Below are 16,232 nucleotides of genomic sequence, written 5' to 3'. Positions count from 1 at the left end.
AACAGGAGGATAGTCATGACCGAGGAACACACCTCTCATCATCAGGTTGATCCGATCATCGTCGTCGGTGCCGGTCCGACGGGGCTCGGTGCTGCCCTCGAACTCGCGCGATGCGGTCTCCGCTCGATCTTGCTAGAACGCAACGAGCGCACCAGCTGGCATCCCAAGACCCGGAACTTCAACACGCGCTCGATGGAAATCGCGCGGGGGTGGGGGCGCGAGGTCTATGAAGAGCTGCGTCAACTCGATCTGCCGCCAAACTGGAAGACACCGATCCGCTTCATGGAGTCAATCGTCGGCAAGCAGACCGGTCATCTCGATTCCAGGGGCTTTGCAGGTGCCGGACCGGAACTGAGCCCTGTCAGCTCGGTGCTGTCGTCGCAGGACATGATCGAGCCCGTGCTCCGCAAGGCGATCGAGCGCACCGGGATGGCCGATGTCCGCTTCAATCATGAAGTCGTCGAGATCGTTTCCGGGGATGAGGACGGTGCGTCGGCAGTCGAGATCAAGGTGAAGAACCGCGCCACCGGCGAAATCTATTCGTTGAAGGCGCCTGCACTTGTCGCCGCTGATGGGGCGTCCAGCTTTTTCCGCGAGAAACTGAAGGTCGAAATGGATGGGCCGAAGAAGATCGCCCACTTCATCAATTGCTACTTCCGCGCAGATCTCGAAAAGCATATCGGCGAACGGACAGGCATCCTGCACTTCTTCTCAAACAAGGATGCGCGCGGGGTATTCCAGCCGCTGGATGCGAAGGGGCGCTGGCTGACGCAGCTGGAAGTGCCGGAAGCGGAATGGTCGATCGACTACTTTGATAAGGACAGGTGTGTCGAGCGTATCCGTCTGGGCGCAGGAATTCCGGATCTTCCGGTCGAGGTTCTGTCGATCGGCAAGTGGCAGATGAATGCGGTTGTCGGCCGTCATCTCATTTCGGGGCGCATCATTCTCGTCGGCGATGCCGCGCATATGTTCCCGCCAACAGGAGGCCTCGGTGCGAACACCGGCCTGCAGGGTATGCACAATGCAATCTGGAAGCTGGCGCTTTACCTGAAGGGGAAGGCGGGGCGCGAACTGCTCTCGACTTACGAGACCGAGCGGCGGCCATTCGCGCGTTGGGTTGCCGATCAATCCTATCACAATCGCCAGCAGGTTTGGAAACTCGGGGCGATTTCGCGCGGTGAAACCACTGTCGATGAGGTCGGTCGCGCGGAAGTGTTCCAGATGACGAGCCGCTACGGCAATCATATCGGGCTCGAGCTCGGCAGCGTCTATGAATCGACCGCGGTGGTGCCGGACGGCAGCACGCCGCCGGCAGTGAACGATCCCTTCACCGACTACATCCCATCCGGCGTGCCGGGTTGCCGCGCACCGCATGTCTGGATCGAGCGGGATGGAGAACGGCTATCCACACTCGATCTGGTGTCGCCCGAATTCTCGATTCTTGCGGGGGCGCAGGGTGAGGCGTGGCGGGCCATCGCGACGGCAATCGGCACTGAAGTCGGCCTGGATATCCAGTGCCATCTGGTCGGCACCGACGTCGAGGATGTCGAGCAGACCTTCGGTGATCGCTTCGGCGTCAGCACGACGGGCGCGGTGCTCGTGCGGCCGGATGGCTTCATTGCCTGGCGGGTTGCCGAGATGAAGCCCGGTGCAGAAGAGCACCTGCGTTCTGCACTACTTCACATCCTACACCCGAAGGCGCAGGCCGCGATGGATCGTCTCGCGTCCTGATCACCTGATCCTTGCAAAGACGACGATGCGGCGCATCTGGCGCCGCGTCGATCCAAGAATGGCGCCGGAACGGCGTCGCCCCAAGGAGGAAATCATGCGCCGTTACTTGCGTGCTATCTCGATCTGCTTTGTCTCGTTGCTATTACCCGGTATGGCCTGGGCGAACTATCCGGAACGGCCGATCAAGCTGATCGTCGGGTTTCCGCCCGGCGGCTCGATCGATGTCGTCGCACGGATCCTTGCCGAGAAACTTCGCCCGGTCTTCAATCAGCCCATTGTTGTGGAGAACCGGCCGGGCGCTTCAGGGACGATCGCAGCTCAGTCTACAGCAAGCGCCGAGGCGGATGGCCACACGATCCTCATGACCACGTCGGCGCTGATCATCAATCCGTGGATTTCGCCGTCGCCCTTCGATCCCATGAAGGACCTGAAGGCAGTCACCCGGGTGGCGATGTCGCCTTATGTTCTGGTCGTGAGTCCGAAGCTTCCGATCCATTCCTTTGACGAATATGTCGCTTATGCCAAACAGAATCCCGGCAAGCTGACCTGTTCGACCTATGGCGTCGGGTCGCCGCCGCATCTGGCCCTCGAGATGTTTAAGCGCGCGGGTGAGCTCGATGTGGTGCATGCGCCGTATCGCAGCTTCGGACTCGCGCTTCCCGACCTGATGTCGGGCCTGCTGTCGTGCTCGGTCGATACGCCTGCGAATGTGGAGCAGCATGTCCGGGCGGGGACGATCAGGGCTGTGGCTGTGACGAGCCCGGGAGCGTTGCCCATGTTCCCGGGCTCTGCTCCGATTTCGTCCCGCTATCCGGATGTGGCCGTCGAGGCATGGCAGGGGATTTTCGTGCGTAGCGGCACACCGCAGGCCATCGTCGATCGTATCAACAGCGAACTGGTGAAAGCGTTGAGGGATCCGGAGATTATCAAGCGGATGAGTGACATCGGGTTCACGCCTGTCGGTGACAGCAGCGAAGCCGCCGCTCAGGTCGTTCGCAACGACTTTGACCGATACGGAGCGCTGATCAAGACGCTGAAGCTGAAATCGGAATAGGCGACGCTCGGATCCGGTTCTCTTGTTCAGCTGCAGGCGTACGGCCTGGATAAGGATAGCTCCATCCGGGCCATACTTTTACCTCGCTGGCTGCTGAATCTGCACCGGCGCCAGCGGTTCCTGCGAAACTTCCGCTTCGGCGCCGAGGCGCAGCACGCTTGCGGCTGCCGGCACGACGGCATCGGCCATGGCCGCGTGGCCTTCACCGGTGGGATGGATGGCGCCGCCATAGACCGCAGAGAGAATGCCCCAGGTCGCGTCGTGGATATCGGACGGCTGGACAGCCGCCGAATAGCCCTGCGGATAGGTCATCGCCGCGAAGTAGCTGTCATTGGCATCGCGGATCCACCGGGCGCGGGGCAGATAGGCGCGGAATTCGCTGGCGCCGCGGCCGCAGGCCATCGGCTGCTGGGCTGCTTCCACCAGGCTGGTGTTGAAGCTGTCGCCCTTGGGCGAGAAGCAGGCGCGATCGAAGTCCGGGTCATTGGCGCCGCGGGCGCAAAAACCGTGATTGGCGAAGTTGGCCTGATGCGCATCGACGAAGGTCATGCGGTCGGCTTCCGGATTGCGGCACAGCACGCCGCCTTCGCACATCGCGATCGACTTCAGTTGCGGCAGGAATTCACGCTCGACGAAGTTGGCCACATTCGAAAGCCGGCGGGGATCCGCGGAGAAGGACGGGTGCACGTCGAAACCGCCGGGGCCACCCGGGCAGGGGCCGCCATTGACGAGCGCCGGATTGCCATAGGCCGTGAACACCACGCGGCCCATGTCGCCGCCGACCAGCGGCTTCAACTGCTCGCGCAATTTGCCGAAGCCTGCCGGCAGGTCGCGGGTCAGCGCGCTGCGCGAGTCCTCGACCGAGCCGAGAATGCCGCCGCGCTTGAACAGCGCACGTTCAGTGTCGTTGTCGACGATGACGTCGGCCACGAGACCGGAGAAATTGATGTCGTTGGCGCCGATCGACAGCAGCACGAGATCGAGCCGGCGGTTCGGCGCGCGCTTCTTTACGGCCGTTACGGCTTCACGCAATTCGGCGACCTGAGCGTTGACGCTGCCGGCGCAGGTGGATGCGTTCTTCGTGGTCAGGCATTCGCGGGCACGCTGGCTGCCAAGCAGGCCATCGGCAATGGTGGCGCCGGAGCAGGCGAGGGCAGGTAGCTGACGGCGATGTGCGGATACTGCACGGCAAGCGCGATCGCGGCGCGGGTCTGGTAGCTGTAGAGCGAGCGATGGCAGGCGGCATTGAGCCACTGCGCGCCGGCGCGCTGCCAGGCTTGCAGGGATTCATAGGAATCGCAGGAGCGCCCGCCTTTGAAGGCGGCGCGGCTCGGCCGGTAGAACTGGCCGGCGGGGCCGCCGAGATAGGAGCGGAAGCAGAAGCCATCGTCCGACAGCGCCACCGGCCGATCCGGATTGCCTTCGCCCGATGCGATGGAGTCGCCGAGCCCGGCGATGAAGATGTCGCGCACGACGATATCGGTGGAGGTGCGTATCGGCGCGTCGCCACTGGCGACGTCCACGGTGGCCACGGTGCGGCGACCATAGATGGCGCGGAAATTGATCGGTTCGGCGCAATCGACGGTGGATTGTCGCGGGCCTTCGCCGTCGTCGAACGTCCAGGCACACACCGCGCCGACCGGCACCTCGCCGGTGAGACGCACGGTGACCGGATGTTCGGTCGGCGTCAGGTAGCTCTCCTTGACGCCGTCGCGGGTGCAGGGCTCGCTGACGCGGCCGGCGAGATCGACGCACAAGCGGCCCACGGTATTGCGAGCCCAGCCGCGTCCATCGCTCTGTGTGCCAAGGACCTGTTCGGAGCCAAGCACGCTGCGATTGCGCATGGCATCGACGTGAAGCTGGAAGTCGCGCTCTTCCTTGAACAGGCGAAAGCGATTGCGGACTTCCCAGGAAATCTGGACGGAAGCGCTATTGGCGGGTGCGATGGCGGTCGGCGCCTGCGCAGCGGCCTGCTGTGCGGGCCATAGCGGCGCCATGCCGACAAGCGTGACGGCAACAAGAAATGAACGTCTGGAAAAGGCGTAGGTCATGCGGTTTTGAACGTCACGTATGGGGCGGAAGTAAGAAACGCCTAGCATGCGGAACGCGTTCCGCGGAGTCGGTTCGCAGCGCGATCAGCAGGAAGTGAGCGGACGTGTCATCCCCGCCTGTCGTCGTCCGACCCATACCTCGTTCGTGATGGATCTGTGACGTCGCCATCGACCGAATTCCCGCTTCGCGAGGACCACGAAACGGAGCCCGTTTCAGCCGTGCGACTGCCGCTGATGCACGACCACCGGCGCAGGCTCGCCTTCGCGGTGCTCACTGGAAGAGCCGCCCGTCTTGCGTCGTTGCCACGGGACGATGACGCTGAGCCAGAGTTCGCGGGTGCCCATGATGCAGATCGAGATCGCGAATGGGAGCATGAAATACAGGATGCGGAACATCACCACGGTGGCGATCAGTTCTTCCTGCTTGAACTGCGGCAGCGCCACCAGCATGGCGGCGTCGAATACACCGAGGCTGCCCGGCGCATGGCTGGCAAAGCCGAGCAGGGTGGCAAGGATGAACACCACCGAGACCGAGACGAAGTCCACATAGGGCGTTTCGGGCATCAGGAGATAGAAGGCCAGCGCGCAGAAGCCGAGATCGACCACGCCGATGGCGATCTGCAGCAGGGTCAGCGGCGCCGAGGGCAGCACGACCTTCCAGCCGTTCTGGCCGAGCTGGCGGCGCTCCTTGCCGACCGAGAGCCAGACCAGATAGCAGGCGATGCCGGCAAGACAGGCGAGGCCGATCAGCCGGTTCAGCGAATCCGGCAGCAGATCGATGGCGGATGCGGCCTGCGGATGCCAGACCATGCCGATGCCCAGCACGAAGCAGTTGCCGAGCCAGAAGGTGAGGCCGGAGATGAAGCAGATCTTGGCGACGTCGATGGCGTTCAGCCCGTAGTCCGAATAGATGCGGAAACGGATCGCGCCGCCGGTGAAAACCGTGGCGCCGAGATTATGGCCGATCGTGTAGCTGGTGAAGCTCGACAGTGCGGCAATGCGGTAGGGAACGTGTTTCTTGCCGATCGTCTTCAGCGCGAAGTAATCGTAGAAGGTGAGGGTGCAGAAGGCGCCGATCACGCACAGTGTCGCCATCGCGATCTGCATCGTCGACTTGGCCGCCATCGCCGCCAGGATCTTGGCGGTGTCGAGGCCCTTCAGCGTGGTCACGAGATGCGAGATTGCGAGCGCAATAACGATGAGGCTCGCCACAACACCCAGCCGTTTCCAGCCGATGTGCTGCTTGAAGCCGCGCCCCAGCGCGGTCAGCAGTCGAAACATTTGTCCTCCCGGCGGGGCGACAAGGGGAAAGCCGATTGGGGCATTGGGCTGCAGATAACCAATTCACTCATACGCGACGTTCACTCATCTCGCCCAAACCCATACGGCAAAAACGATCCATTGTGCAGTCCTTGACAGTGGAAGCGTTAACGCCGGGCGGGCACCCGCCACATTCCCGCCACGGCCTCAAAACTGTCACGGCTACAGGTTCGTCCAGTGCCATTTCCATGCATTGATATAGGCCAGATTACCCGATGTTCCATGCCGGAAACGCGGCCGTTCCCAGGAACATGTCCCGAACTCACCTGTTGCCGGTGGTATCTGCAACCGAACGAGACGCGACCAAACGACACAATGCGCCAAACACGCGTTGCGGTCGCTGGCGGCGATGGGCCGGTCAACGGCCCGCTCTCGCTCACTGACGGGATTGAAACGATGGGACTGTTTTCAAAAGACATCAAGACGATGGACGATTTGTTCGTGCACCAGCTGCAGGATATCTACTACGCGGAGAAGCAGCTGCTGAAGGCACTGCCGAAAATGGCGGGCAAGGCGACCGAGCCGGCCCTCAAGCAAGGGTTTGAAGAGCATCTCAAGGAGACCGAAATACATGTCGAGCGTCTCGAACAGGTCTTCGCCATGCACGGTGCCCAGGTCAAAGCAGTGACCTGCCCGGCGATCGACGGCATCATCAAGGAAGCCGATGAAACCGCCGGTGAAGTGGCCGACAAGCGCGTGCTCGATGCCGCACTGATCAATGCTGCACAGGCGGCGGAGCACTATGAGATCGTTCGCTACGGCAGCCTGATCGCCTGGGCGCGTCAGCTCGGCCGCAACGACTGCGCGGCAGTCCTGCAGAAGACGCTCGATGAGGAGAAGCGCGTCGATGCGAAGCTGACCTCGCTGGCCGAAGGCAAGGTCAATTTGCGGGCGGCGGGCTGATCTGTCTGAAGTCCGGCCTTGAAAACGCGCTCAGGTTTACCTGGGCGCGTTTGTTTTTGCGCCCATGCAATCTTGAAGATGGTAGCACTGGGTGCTACCTTCGTGCGGGGCCTGGGGCGTTCGGCATATGCGGACATTCAAGACGGCTTGGTTCGATAAAGCAGCGCGGAAAGCGCGCATCAGCGACGATGAACTGTGCGAGGCGATCGCGCAGGTCCGACTTGGTCAGGCTGATGATCTTGGTGGAGGCGTTTTCAAGAAGCGCCTCAATCGCAATATGCATCGAAGCATCATCGCAGCCCGCGGTCGTCGCTATTGGATTTATGTGTACCTGTTTGCGAAGAAGGACCGTGCCAATATCAGTGATGACGAGTTGATCGCGTTTCGCGATGTCGCGGATCTCCACGCGCGAAAGAGAGAGTTGGAGATCGAGGCAGATATACGATCCAAAGAACTGACGGAGATTTGCGTTGGCACATAAGCCGAAATTCAAAAGCGATGCGTTCGAGGCGATCCATAGCCATGTCGCTGGAATGTATAAGGCTGGAACAGTCGATAAGGCGACAATGCGTCGGTTCGATGAATCCTGCCTAGTCGCTCCGCCAGATCTTGCGCCGGCCCAGATCAAGAAGCTTCGCGTCAAGAACCGCGTCAGCCAGCCTGTTTTCGCGCGCTATCTCAATACGAGCGAGAGCACGGTAGAAAAATGGGAGACCGGCGCGAAGAAGCCGAGCGGGATGGCGCTTAAACTGCTGAGCATCGTTCAGAAGCACGGGCTCGACGTGCTGAGCTGATCGCTTATGCGCGCTTCAACGCGAAATGCGCGCCGCAAAACGCCATGATGCCGCCGAGGGCGAGGGCGGCGAAGCCGGCGAGAACGCCGGATGCGCTGGCGATCGCGTTAGGCGCTGATGCGGCCTGGCCGGCGCCGGCTAGGACCAACACGCCGATGGCGATCAGGAAATTGCGCATGCGCTGCGGGATGCGACCGGACGCCGCGCTGTCCATCAGATTGGCCGTGACATAACCGCCGACAAAGCCCATCGCAGCGATCAACCACCAGGCAATGGCCGCGCCGGCGGGCATGAAGGTGAGGGGATCCTTGCGCCAAAGGCCGCCGAGATCGAGGCCGAACCGCACGCCGAGCATATGCACGGCCAGCGCCAGCATCACGCCGGTGATCATGGCGCCTGCCAGAATCAGGCGGCGCGGAAAAGTGGTCGTCTCAGCCATCAGGAGCTTGTAAGGGACAGGCAGGCGCCCGCGCAAGCGGCGGCGGGTGGGAGACGAGAACGTGTTGGGTTCACTGCTGAACAGGCCAGGCGAGGCGAGCGACGGGCGGACCTATTTCTATCGCGCCTCGCTGATGGGCCCCGCCTATCAGTTCGAACTCACGGACGAGGGGCTGGTCTGGAAGATCGGGCGGCGGTCGGGCGTCTGGCCCTATGCAGATATTGCCTCGGTGCGGCTCTCATACCGGCCGATGGCAATGCAACGGAAGCGCTACAGCGCGGACCTCCAGAATCGCGAAGGTCGCCGGCTCAAGCTGTTCTCCACATCGAAACAGACCGCTGCGCTGATGGAGCCGCAATTCGGCTATCCCGCTTTCATGATTACACTGCATGAGCGGCTCGCCGCAGCGGGCAGTGCGGTGACATTGCGCGCCGGCATCAAGCCGTGGACCTTCAACGTTCTATCGGCGGCGCTCGCTCTGGTCGGTCTGGCGATGGCGGCGCTGTTGATCCGCGCGCTATATGTCGGCGAATTCGCCGGCGTGATTTTTATCGTCCTGTTGAGCGCGCTGTTCGGCTGGCAGGGCTGGGATTTCCTCAGCCGCAACCGGCCACGCAGCTATACATTCGACGATGTGCCGAAGGATTTGCTGGGTTAGGTCGCTGCGCCCTGCCGCACCACCAGTACCGAGCACTTCGCATAGCGCACCACATGTCCGGCATTGGAGCCGAGAAAATAGGTGCGCATGGCGGGGCGGTGCGAGGTCATCACGATCAGGTCGGCTTTGATGTCGGCGGCCTCTTCGAGAATCTCATGATAGATGCCGCCTTGTCGTACGATGCTCGACAGATGCGCGCCATCGATGCCGCAATCGCGCGCCACGGCCGCCAGCGCCTGTTCGGATGTCTCGCGTTGCTGGGTATCGAAATCGGCGGGGACATATTCCGCCAGCATCACCGGCGTCATCGCCATCACATTGAGCAGACGCACCTTGGCGTCGAACGTGCGCGAGAACATCGCTGCCTGCGCGATGGCGGACTTTGCGAGGTCGATCTCGGCGAGATCGATCGGGACCAGAATGGATTTGTACATGTGCGCCTCCATCGTCGGAAGGAGCCTAGCACGGTTCCTCCGCGAAGCGAGGCGACTTATTGACCAATGCCTTTCAGCAGTTTCGGGCTGGCGAAGGTCACCAGCGTGCCCGAGCGGAATGCGATGTCGTTCCAGCTATCGATGGCGAAGTCGATGATCGCGACGCTGCCGGTCGGCAGGTTGTCGGACAGTGCCTTGCGGCCGTCATAGTCGCCGTCCTTGATCAGGCCGAGCGCCATTTCATGCAGGCCGGGGTTATGGCCGACCAGCATCAGCCGACGCGGGTCCTGCACCGCAGCATCGCGGATCACGGCGAGAATTTCCTCGAGGCCGGCGCCGTAGAGTTCTTCCACATGTTCGACGGTCGGCTTGTTGGACGGCATCGCAGCGGAGATCAGATCCCAGGTCTGGCGCGTGCGCATCGCGGTGGACACGCAGACCATGTCGGGATGCGGCGGGTGGCTGTTCAGCCAGCCGCCCATCAGCGCGGCGTCACCGCGTCCACGGTCGTCCAGGCGGCGGTCGAAATCCTTGCCGCTCGGCGCGTCCGCTTCGGTCTTGGCGTGGCGGAACAGCATGAGTCGGCGCATGGGAAATCTCGATTCGATCAGGTGGCTTTCAGCGCGATAGCGCCTTACACGCGGATTAATGGACGCGGCGTATGAGGACAAGGTGACAAGCGCGCCCCCTGTTCGTAAGAAACGGCATGACAACGACTTCCGCAAGCGTGACATTTGGACCCGACATGGCCGATGAGGACCGTGCGCGGCTGACATTTCCGCTCGATGCGGATGTCTGCGTGGTCGGCGCCGGCCTGGCCGGGCTGACGATTGCGCTGGAGGCGGCACGACTCGGTGCCAGCGTCGTGGTGCTGGAGGCCCGCTATGTGGGCTGGAGTGCGTCGGGCCATCAGATGGGCACGGTGATGCCGGGCTTCGGCCTGCCGCTCGCCGACCTGATCACGCGTGTGGGACTGGAGGATGCCCGCGAACTCTGGACACTGTCGAAACAGGGCGCGGACTATGTCCGCACGCATGCGGCCGAGGATGTGATTCCCGGGCTTGGGATCAGTGACGGCGCGCTCGAAGTTTCCAATGTCGATGTCGGCGAAAAGCTGATCGCGCGGCTGCAGATGCTTGGCGAGGATTTCGACACCGACGTCCAGGGCTGGCAGATCGATCGCGTCCGCGACACGCTGAAGACCCAACGCTATTTTCACGGCGTGTACTACCCGAAGGCGTTCCAGATCGACGGGCGCAAATATCTGATGGGCCTGGCGACGCTGGCAAAGCAGGCCGGCGTGCGGATATTCGAGGATACGCCGGTGATCAGCATCGATGCCGGTGGCATTCGCAAGCGCATCGTGACGCCGTCGGCGCGGCTCCGTGCATCGCATGTGGTGCTGGCTGGCAACGTGCATCTCGGTGCGCCCGCGCAACGATTATCCGATACGCTGTTGCCGGTATGGCGCTATGCGGGGATCACCGAACCGCTCGGCGAGCGTCTGGCAGAGGCGGTCACCTTCCAGGGCTCGGTGACGGATACGGACGGCATCGATCACTTCCGGATCGTGGAGGGCGATCGCTTGATGTGGTCCAGCCCGGAAACGACCTGGGCCGCCAAGCCCGAGCGTTTCGCGGGCGCCATTGCGCGGCGGATGCGGCAGGTGTTTCCGCAGCTCGGCAAGGTCGCCATCACCGAGACCTTCGGCGGCCCGATGGGGCAGACCGTCCACGGCATGCCCCAGATCGGGCAGATGCGGCAGGGACTGTGGGTCGCCAGCGGATTCGGCCATCAGGGGCTGAACACGTCCGCAATGGCCGGGCAGTTGATCGCCCGGGCGATGTATGCGCGCGATGACCGCACCCGGCTGTTTGCGCCGTTCGAACTGGTCTGGGCCGGTGGCCGGATCGGCCGCGTCGTCGGCCATGCGGTGGGGCTCTGGCAACGCCAGACCTCGGCGCTGGACGGCACGCTGGCGCGCTATCGCGAGCGGGCATTGGCCAGGGAACTGGTGCGGGAAGCCCGCCTTGCGGCGGCAAATGCCCGTGCGGGGACCGGGCCGCGTTTGTCGGACTAGGGCCTCTCGAACTGGCGCCGCGATCGCGATTTCGTGAGCGTTTTTTTGCCGGGCCGATGTAACCTCGCGCCGTTCGATCCGTAATTCCAGACGAACGGGATACGCATCCCGACCGAGGGAGACCCATCATGATCGACCGTCGCCTGCTTCTGTCTACCGCTGCCGGTATTGGTGGCCTACTGTCGCTGAAATGGCTGACCGCTGCGCCGGCCAATGCCGCCTCCGATGAAAAATTCGAGGTCATGAAGACCGACGAGGAGTGGCGCAAGCAGCTGACGCCGCAGCAATACGAGATCCTGCGCAAGGAAGGCACCGAGCGGCCTTATTCCAGCCCGCTGCTGAAGGAGAAGCGTAAGGGCACCTTCGCCTGCGCCGGCTGCGACAATGCGCTGTTTTCGTCGGAGACCAAATATGAGAGCGGCACGGGGTGGCCGAGCTTCTGGAAGCCACTCGATGGTGGCGTCGGCGAGCGCAAGGACACCAGCTATGGGATGACCCGCACCTCCATCCATTGCCGCCGTTGCGGTGGCCATCTCGGCCATGTGTTCGATGACGGCCCTAAGCCGACCGGTCTCCGCTACTGCATGGACGGTTTCGCGCTGGTGTTCAAACCGGCCACGCCATCGGCGACGTGAGGCTTCTTCTCCCTCTCCCGCCCTTGCGGGGAGGGTCGGGTGGGGTCTGCCACAAACTCCGACGTCACATGGGGCGCCCCCACCCGGCGCTACGCGCCACCCTCCCCGCAAGGGCGGGAGAGGGAAGTAACAGGCGGCGGTGCGCTCGTTCTATCCGGCAAATATTTCCCTTCTAGGCAATTGTGCCCCGGTCTCTGGACCGGGGCGTTTTTGTTAGTTCGCTGATTTGTCTCGCTTATTCCGCTTGGCACGGGCCTTGCGACATTGCCTCCAGCAGCGGCCATCATTTTGGCATCACCCCGGCGGGCCGCCCGGAAGTTGGAGACGATGTAATGGGTATCTTCGGCGCTCTCACCACCTCGGTTGCGGGCCTGCGGGCGAACTCCTATGCGCTGGAAAACATCTCCGGCAACATCGCCAACTCGCAGACCACCGCCTTCAAGCGGATCGATACCAGTTTCACCGATCTCATCCCCGACACCGGCACCAATGCGCAGCTCGCCGGCAGCGTGAATGCGGGATCGCGCAGCACCAATACGGTGGCGGGCTCGGTGCAGTCAGCCTCGGTCGCGACCTATATGGCGATCAATGGCGACGGATTCTTCGCCGTGCAGAAGCCGGGCAACGTTTCGGACTCCACGCCGATCTTCGACGGCGTCAACAAATACACCCGCCGCGGCGATTTCTCGCTCGACAAGAACGGCTACCTCGTCAACGGCGCCGGCTACTATCTGCAGGGCGTGAAGATCGATCCGTCGACGGGCAACCCGGCCGGCTCGACGCCGGAAGTGCTGCGCTTCCAGAACGACTTCCTGCCATCACAGGCGACCACCAAGCTCGATTATCGCGCGAACCTTGCAAGCTATCCGCTGACGGTCGATCACCAGACCTCCGTTCCCGGCTCTGAATTGCTCCGCCCCGCCGACTACCTGTCGAATCCACGCGTGCTCGGCACCGCGGCGACGCCGTTCGGCAATACAGGTATTCCCGGCAATGCGCGCAACAACGCCGAAACCACGCCGCTTCCGATTTCGGGAACCACCGCGCTAAGAGGTGCAGCAGGCACCAACTCGCTGACGGCCGCCTTTGCGCATAACGATACGTTGGTTCTCAAGGTCACCAACGGTGGCACGACCACCACCAACACGATCCAGTTCTACGATCCGGTGACCACGCCGACGCCGACGCCCGTGGTCGGAACGACCTTCGTTGATCTGAGCACGGCGACGATGTCGTCCTTGCTTGCACAGATCGATACGCTGACGGGCAATTCCGGCGCGACCGCCTCGACGATTTCATCGACCGGTGTCGTGACCCTGAATTCCGGCACAGCAAACGACTTCACGCTTGCTGCCGGCTCGTCAGCCACGGCCGTTGCGGCATTCCAGGCCATGGGCTTCACCGGCACCGTCACCGGTCTGCGTTCGGGCGGTGGTACGTCCGGCACCGGCATCGTGATCGGCAGCGACAACCAGACCTTCCTCGATCAGTCGATCGCTGGTGGCGCGACCACCGCTTATGACGGCAACGGCGCTCCGGTCAGCCTCCAGTTCCGCTGGGCGAAGGTGGAATCGGCGACCATGGGCGGCACCGATACCTGGAATCTCTTCTATCAGACCAATCCGTCGGCGACCGGCGCCACGCCGGCCTGGGTCAATGTCGGTACCGATTTCAAGTTCGGTCCGAGCGGCCAGATGCAGCCGGTGGTCGGCCAGATCACGCTGACCGGCCTGACCGTGTCGGGCAAGTCGCTCGGCAACGTCACCATGGCGTTCGGCACCGGCGGTCTCACGCAGTTCGCCGACACCAACGGCAATGCGCAGGTCAACCAGTTCCAGCAGGACGGTTATGCGGCCGGCCAGCTCAAGAGCGTGTCGGTCAGCAATGAAGGTCGCGTGGTGGGCAGCTACTCGAACGGCCGCAATATCGATCTTGCCGAGGTCTCTATCGCAACCTTCAACGGCGCCAACTTCCTGAAACGCATCGATGGTGGTGCATTCGAAGTGACCAATGAATCCGGTGAAGCGCTTTACGGCAAGGGCGGCAGCATTTCCGGCTCGTCGCTGGAATCGTCGAACACCGACATCGCCGACGAGTTCACCAAGCTCATCATCACGCAGCAGGCTTACTCGGCCAACACCAAGGTGATCACGACGACGAACACCATGGTGCAGGATCTGCTGAACGTGATGCGTTAACGCCAAAGGCCGCCTTGGCGGCCGTCCTTCGTGAACCTTGAGAGCGACAGTTAGTCATGAGTCTGAACACCGCACTCTCCATCGCCATGGCCGGCTTGCGTGCCAATCAGGCCGGGCTTGCGCTTGTCTCGTCGAATGTCGCCAATGCGGAAACGCCCGGCTATATCCGCAAGGCAACCGACCAGATCGCGGTCACCGCGGGCGATGGCAGCAGTGTTCGCACCATCGGTGTCAATCGCGAGCTCGACCAGTACATCATGGCGCAGCTTCGCACCGAGATGTCCGGCGCGGGCTACGCGACCTTGAAGTCAAACTATCTGCAGCAGATGCAGAGCCTGTACGGCAATCCCGGTTCGATTGGTTCGCTCGAATATTCCTTCAATGCGTTGACCTCGGCGGTGCAGGCACTGGCGACGAGTGCCGATAGTTCGTCGGCGCGTATCGGCGTGCTCAATGCCGCCAAGACGCTGGCGCAGCAGCTCAACTCGATGACGCAGGGCATTCAGAACCTGCGCGGCGGCGCCGAAAACGGCATCAAGGATTCCGTCACCACCGCCAACAATCTGATGAAGCAGATTGCGACCATCAACAATCAGTTGACGGCCAATCCGCTCGGCGGCACCTCCACCGACTCCAGCACGGCGGCGCTGCTGGACCGGCGCGATCAATATATCAATCAGCTGTCGCAGCTGATGGATATCCGCGTCACCACCAATGGTGCGAACCAGGTGACGGTGTTCACCGGATCGGGCGTGCAGCTCGTCGGCAATGAAGCGGCGACATTGCGCTTCGACGCGCAGAACACGGTGTCGGCGCAGACCGCATGGAATTCGGATCCGGCCAAGAGCACGCTGGGCTCGGTGGTGATCGACCTGCCGAATGGCGGATCGATCGACCTGACCGCGAGTGGCGCGATCAAGTCCGGGACCATCGCCGCCTATACGGAACTGCGCGACAAGACACTGGTCGAAGCGCAGAACCAGCTCGATCAATTCGCGGCATCGATCTCGAGCGCGCTGTCCGACAAGACCACGGTGTCGCCTGCACCGGTGGCGCCGGCCACCGACTATGCGCTCGATGCATCCAAGATGCTGCCGGGCAATGTGATCAATCTCACTTACACCGATGCGGCGACGGGCAAGCAGCAGCAGATCTCACTGATGCGCGTCGATTCACCGGACGTGCTGCCGCTGCCGGATACGGCGACCGCCAATCCGAACGACAAAGTGATCGGCATCGACTTCTCGCAGGGCGTTGCCGGGATCCTGAACCAGATCAATGGCGCGCTCGGCGGCAGCGTTACCTTCAGCGGGACATCGCTGTCGTCCTTGTCGGTCTCCAGCAATCCGGCTTTCGCGACGATCAACGGCCTATCCACGACGGTGACGCAGCCGCCGGGGACGCTGGCCGATGGCAGCACGGAATTCGCGCTTTTCACCGACAATGGTTCTGCTTACAGCGGCGGCGTCTCGACGACCGGATCGCAGATCACGGGTCTTGCCGGTCGCATCTCCGTGAACAATGGGCTGATCGCCGATCCTGCGAAACTCGTCACCTATAGTTCATCGACGCTGGCAGGCGACACCAAGCGCTCGTCCTACATGCTCAACCAGCTCAACAATGCGAGCTTCACTTACGGCGCGCAGACCGGAACGGGCAGCACGAGTGCGCCGTTCACCGGCAACCTGCTCAGCTATATGCGGCAGTTCGTCAGCCAGCAGGGCTCGGCAGCGGAGTCGGCGAAACAGCTCGCAGACGGCCAGAACGTGGTGCTGAACACGCTGGACAAGAAAATGGCGGATGCGTCCGGCGTCAACATGGACGACGAGATGGCGCATCTGCTGGCGCTGCAGAACGCCTACTCGGCGAATGCGCGCGTGATGTCGACCGTGAACGAATTGTACAAATCCCTGATGAACGCATTCTGAGGCCATC

General features: G+C 62.5%; 14 protein-coding genes and 1 pseudogene. 10 read left to right on the top strand and 5 right to left on the bottom strand.

The window, feature by feature from the left end; translation table 11 throughout:
• Positions 1-15: 15 nt before the first annotated feature.
• Both RPMA_RS20995 and RPMA_RS20990 read left to right on the top strand, forming a co-directional pair.
• Entirely contained in the window at positions 16-1,731 is a 1,716-nt protein-coding gene (locus tag RPMA_RS20995) for an FAD-dependent monooxygenase (RefSeq protein ID WP_211909599.1), read from the top strand.
• A 94-nt stretch (positions 1,732-1,825) separates the two neighbouring features.
• Positions 1,826-2,785 carry a Bug family tripartite tricarboxylate transporter substrate binding protein gene (locus tag RPMA_RS20990; protein WP_211909598.1) on the top strand — a complete coding sequence of 320 codons (960 nt, stop codon included), beginning with the start codon at positions 1,826-1,828 and terminating at the stop codon, positions 2,783-2,785.
• A 78-nt stretch (positions 2,786-2,863) separates the two neighbouring features.
• On the opposite strand, the pseudogene RPMA_RS20985 reads toward RPMA_RS20990, so the two are convergent.
• Together RPMA_RS20985 and RPMA_RS20980 are read right to left on the bottom strand one after the other, a co-directional pair.
• A pseudogene (locus RPMA_RS20985) lies at positions 2,864-4,782 on the bottom strand (hypothetical protein).
• 267 nt (positions 4,783-5,049) lie between these two features.
• Complete coding sequence (locus RPMA_RS20980; protein ID WP_211909597.1) at positions 5,050-6,117, bottom strand: lysylphosphatidylglycerol synthase transmembrane domain-containing protein; 1,068 nt, start codon at positions 6,115-6,117, stop codon at positions 5,050-5,052.
• Between the two features lie 435 nt (positions 6,118-6,552).
• On the opposite strand from RPMA_RS20980, the gene RPMA_RS20975 reads away from it, so the two are divergent.
• The 3 genes from RPMA_RS20975 to RPMA_RS20965 all read left to right on the top strand — a co-directional run bounded on the left by RPMA_RS20975 (position 6,553) and on the right by RPMA_RS20965 (position 7,853).
• Positions 6,553-7,059 (top strand): YciE/YciF ferroxidase family protein, encoded by a 507-nt coding sequence (locus RPMA_RS20975; protein ID WP_211909596.1) that lies wholly within the window; start codon positions 6,553-6,555, stop codon positions 7,057-7,059.
• A gap of 127 nt (positions 7,060-7,186) precedes the next feature.
• Complete coding sequence (locus RPMA_RS20970) at positions 7,187-7,540, top strand: type II toxin-antitoxin system RelE/ParE family toxin (protein WP_211909595.1); 354 nt, start codon at positions 7,187-7,189, stop codon at positions 7,538-7,540.
• The gene (locus RPMA_RS20965) at positions 7,530-7,853 is read left to right on the top strand and encodes a helix-turn-helix domain-containing protein (RefSeq protein ID WP_211909594.1); all 324 of its coding nucleotides are present in this window, start codon (positions 7,530-7,532) and stop codon (positions 7,851-7,853) included. Before RPMA_RS20970 ends, RPMA_RS20965 begins: the two co-directional genes overlap by 11 nt.
• A 4-nt stretch (positions 7,854-7,857) precedes the next feature.
• Here RPMA_RS20965 and RPMA_RS20960 read toward each other — a convergent pair whose 3' ends face one another.
• Positions 7,858-8,292 carry a hypothetical protein gene (locus RPMA_RS20960; protein WP_211909593.1) on the bottom strand — a complete coding sequence of 145 codons (435 nt, stop codon included), beginning with the start codon at positions 8,290-8,292 and terminating at the stop codon, positions 7,858-7,860.
• 61 nt (positions 8,293-8,353) lie between these two features.
• On the opposite strand from RPMA_RS20960, the gene RPMA_RS20955 reads away from it, so the two are divergent.
• On the top strand, positions 8,354-8,950 hold the full coding sequence (locus tag RPMA_RS20955; RefSeq protein WP_249225322.1) for a hypothetical protein: 597 nt from the start codon (positions 8,354-8,356) through the stop codon (positions 8,948-8,950).
• Here RPMA_RS20955 and RPMA_RS20950 read toward each other — a convergent pair.
• Both RPMA_RS20950 and RPMA_RS20945 read right to left on the bottom strand, forming a co-directional pair.
• Complete coding sequence (locus RPMA_RS20950; protein ID WP_211909592.1) at positions 8,947-9,384, bottom strand: universal stress protein; 438 nt, start codon at positions 9,382-9,384, stop codon at positions 8,947-8,949. The genes RPMA_RS20955 and RPMA_RS20950 overlap by 4 nt on opposite strands.
• 56 nt (positions 9,385-9,440) lie before the next feature.
• Positions 9,441-9,974 (bottom strand): SixA phosphatase family protein, encoded by a 534-nt coding sequence (locus tag RPMA_RS20945; protein WP_211909591.1) that lies wholly within the window; start codon positions 9,972-9,974, stop codon positions 9,441-9,443.
• Positions 9,975-10,129: 155 nt separating this feature from the next.
• Between RPMA_RS20945 and RPMA_RS20940 the strand changes: the two genes are divergently transcribed.
• The 4 genes from RPMA_RS20940 (at position 10,130) to flgK (ending at position 16,225) form a co-directional block, all read left to right on the top strand.
• Entirely contained in the window at positions 10,130-11,464 is a 1,335-nt protein-coding gene (locus RPMA_RS20940) for an NAD(P)/FAD-dependent oxidoreductase (protein ID WP_408056455.1), read from the top strand.
• A 128-nt stretch (positions 11,465-11,592) separates the two neighbouring features.
• Positions 11,593-12,099: a peptide-methionine (R)-S-oxide reductase MsrB gene (gene msrB / locus RPMA_RS20935; RefSeq protein ID WP_211909589.1), complete on the top strand. Its 507-nt coding sequence runs from the start codon at positions 11,593-11,595 to the stop codon at positions 12,097-12,099.
• 332 nt (positions 12,100-12,431) lie between these two features.
• A complete protein-coding gene (locus tag RPMA_RS20930) occupies positions 12,432-14,297 on the top strand; it encodes a flagellar hook-basal body complex protein (RefSeq protein ID WP_211909588.1) in 1,866 nt (621 codons plus the stop codon).
• Between the two features lie 56 nt (positions 14,298-14,353).
• Positions 14,354-16,225, top strand: coding sequence for a flagellar hook-associated protein FlgK (gene flgK / locus RPMA_RS20925; protein ID WP_211909587.1), 1,872 nt, complete (start codon positions 14,354-14,356; stop codon positions 16,223-16,225).
• Positions 16,226-16,232: the final 7 nt, after the last annotated feature.

Origin of the sequence: Tardiphaga alba, assembly GCF_018279705.1 — a bacterium.
Taxonomy (GTDB): Bacteria; Pseudomonadota; Alphaproteobacteria; order Rhizobiales; family Xanthobacteraceae; genus Tardiphaga; species Tardiphaga alba.
The sequence above is the reverse complement of the archived record's forward strand: the minus strand, read 5'-3'. Positions and strand labels throughout refer to the sequence as shown.

What these genes read in the sequence shown, in the direction of transcription:
- RPMA_RS20995 (WP_211909599.1), top strand. Translation starts at nt 16, where the DNA reads ATGACCGAGGAACACACCTCTCATCATCAGGTTGATCCGATCATCGTC.
- RPMA_RS20990 (WP_211909598.1), top strand. Translation starts at nt 1,826, where the DNA reads ATGCGCCGTTACTTGCGTGCTATCTCGATCTGCTTTGTCTCGTTGCTA.
- RPMA_RS20980 (WP_211909597.1), bottom strand. Translation starts at nt 6,117, where the DNA reads ATGTTTCGACTGCTGACCGCGCTGGGGCGCGGCTTCAAGCAGCACATC.
- RPMA_RS20975 (WP_211909596.1), top strand. Translation starts at nt 6,553, where the DNA reads ATGGGACTGTTTTCAAAAGACATCAAGACGATGGACGATTTGTTCGTG.
- RPMA_RS20970 (WP_211909595.1), top strand. Translation starts at nt 7,187, where the DNA reads ATGCGGACATTCAAGACGGCTTGGTTCGATAAAGCAGCGCGGAAAGCG.
- RPMA_RS20960 (WP_211909593.1), bottom strand. Translation starts at nt 8,292, where the DNA reads ATGGCTGAGACGACCACTTTTCCGCGCCGCCTGATTCTGGCAGGCGCC.
- RPMA_RS20950 (WP_211909592.1), bottom strand. Translation starts at nt 9,384, where the DNA reads ATGTACAAATCCATTCTGGTCCCGATCGATCTCGCCGAGATCGACCTC.
- RPMA_RS20945 (WP_211909591.1), bottom strand. Translation starts at nt 9,974, where the DNA reads ATGCGCCGACTCATGCTGTTCCGCCACGCCAAGACCGAAGCGGACGCG.
- RPMA_RS20940 (WP_408056455.1), top strand. Translation starts at nt 10,130, where the DNA reads ATGGCCGATGAGGACCGTGCGCGGCTGACATTTCCGCTCGATGCGGAT.
- msrB (WP_211909589.1), top strand. Translation starts at nt 11,593, where the DNA reads ATGATCGACCGTCGCCTGCTTCTGTCTACCGCTGCCGGTATTGGTGGC.
- RPMA_RS20930 (WP_211909588.1), top strand. Translation starts at nt 12,432, where the DNA reads ATGGGTATCTTCGGCGCTCTCACCACCTCGGTTGCGGGCCTGCGGGCG.
- flgK (WP_211909587.1), top strand. Translation starts at nt 14,354, where the DNA reads ATGAGTCTGAACACCGCACTCTCCATCGCCATGGCCGGCTTGCGTGCC.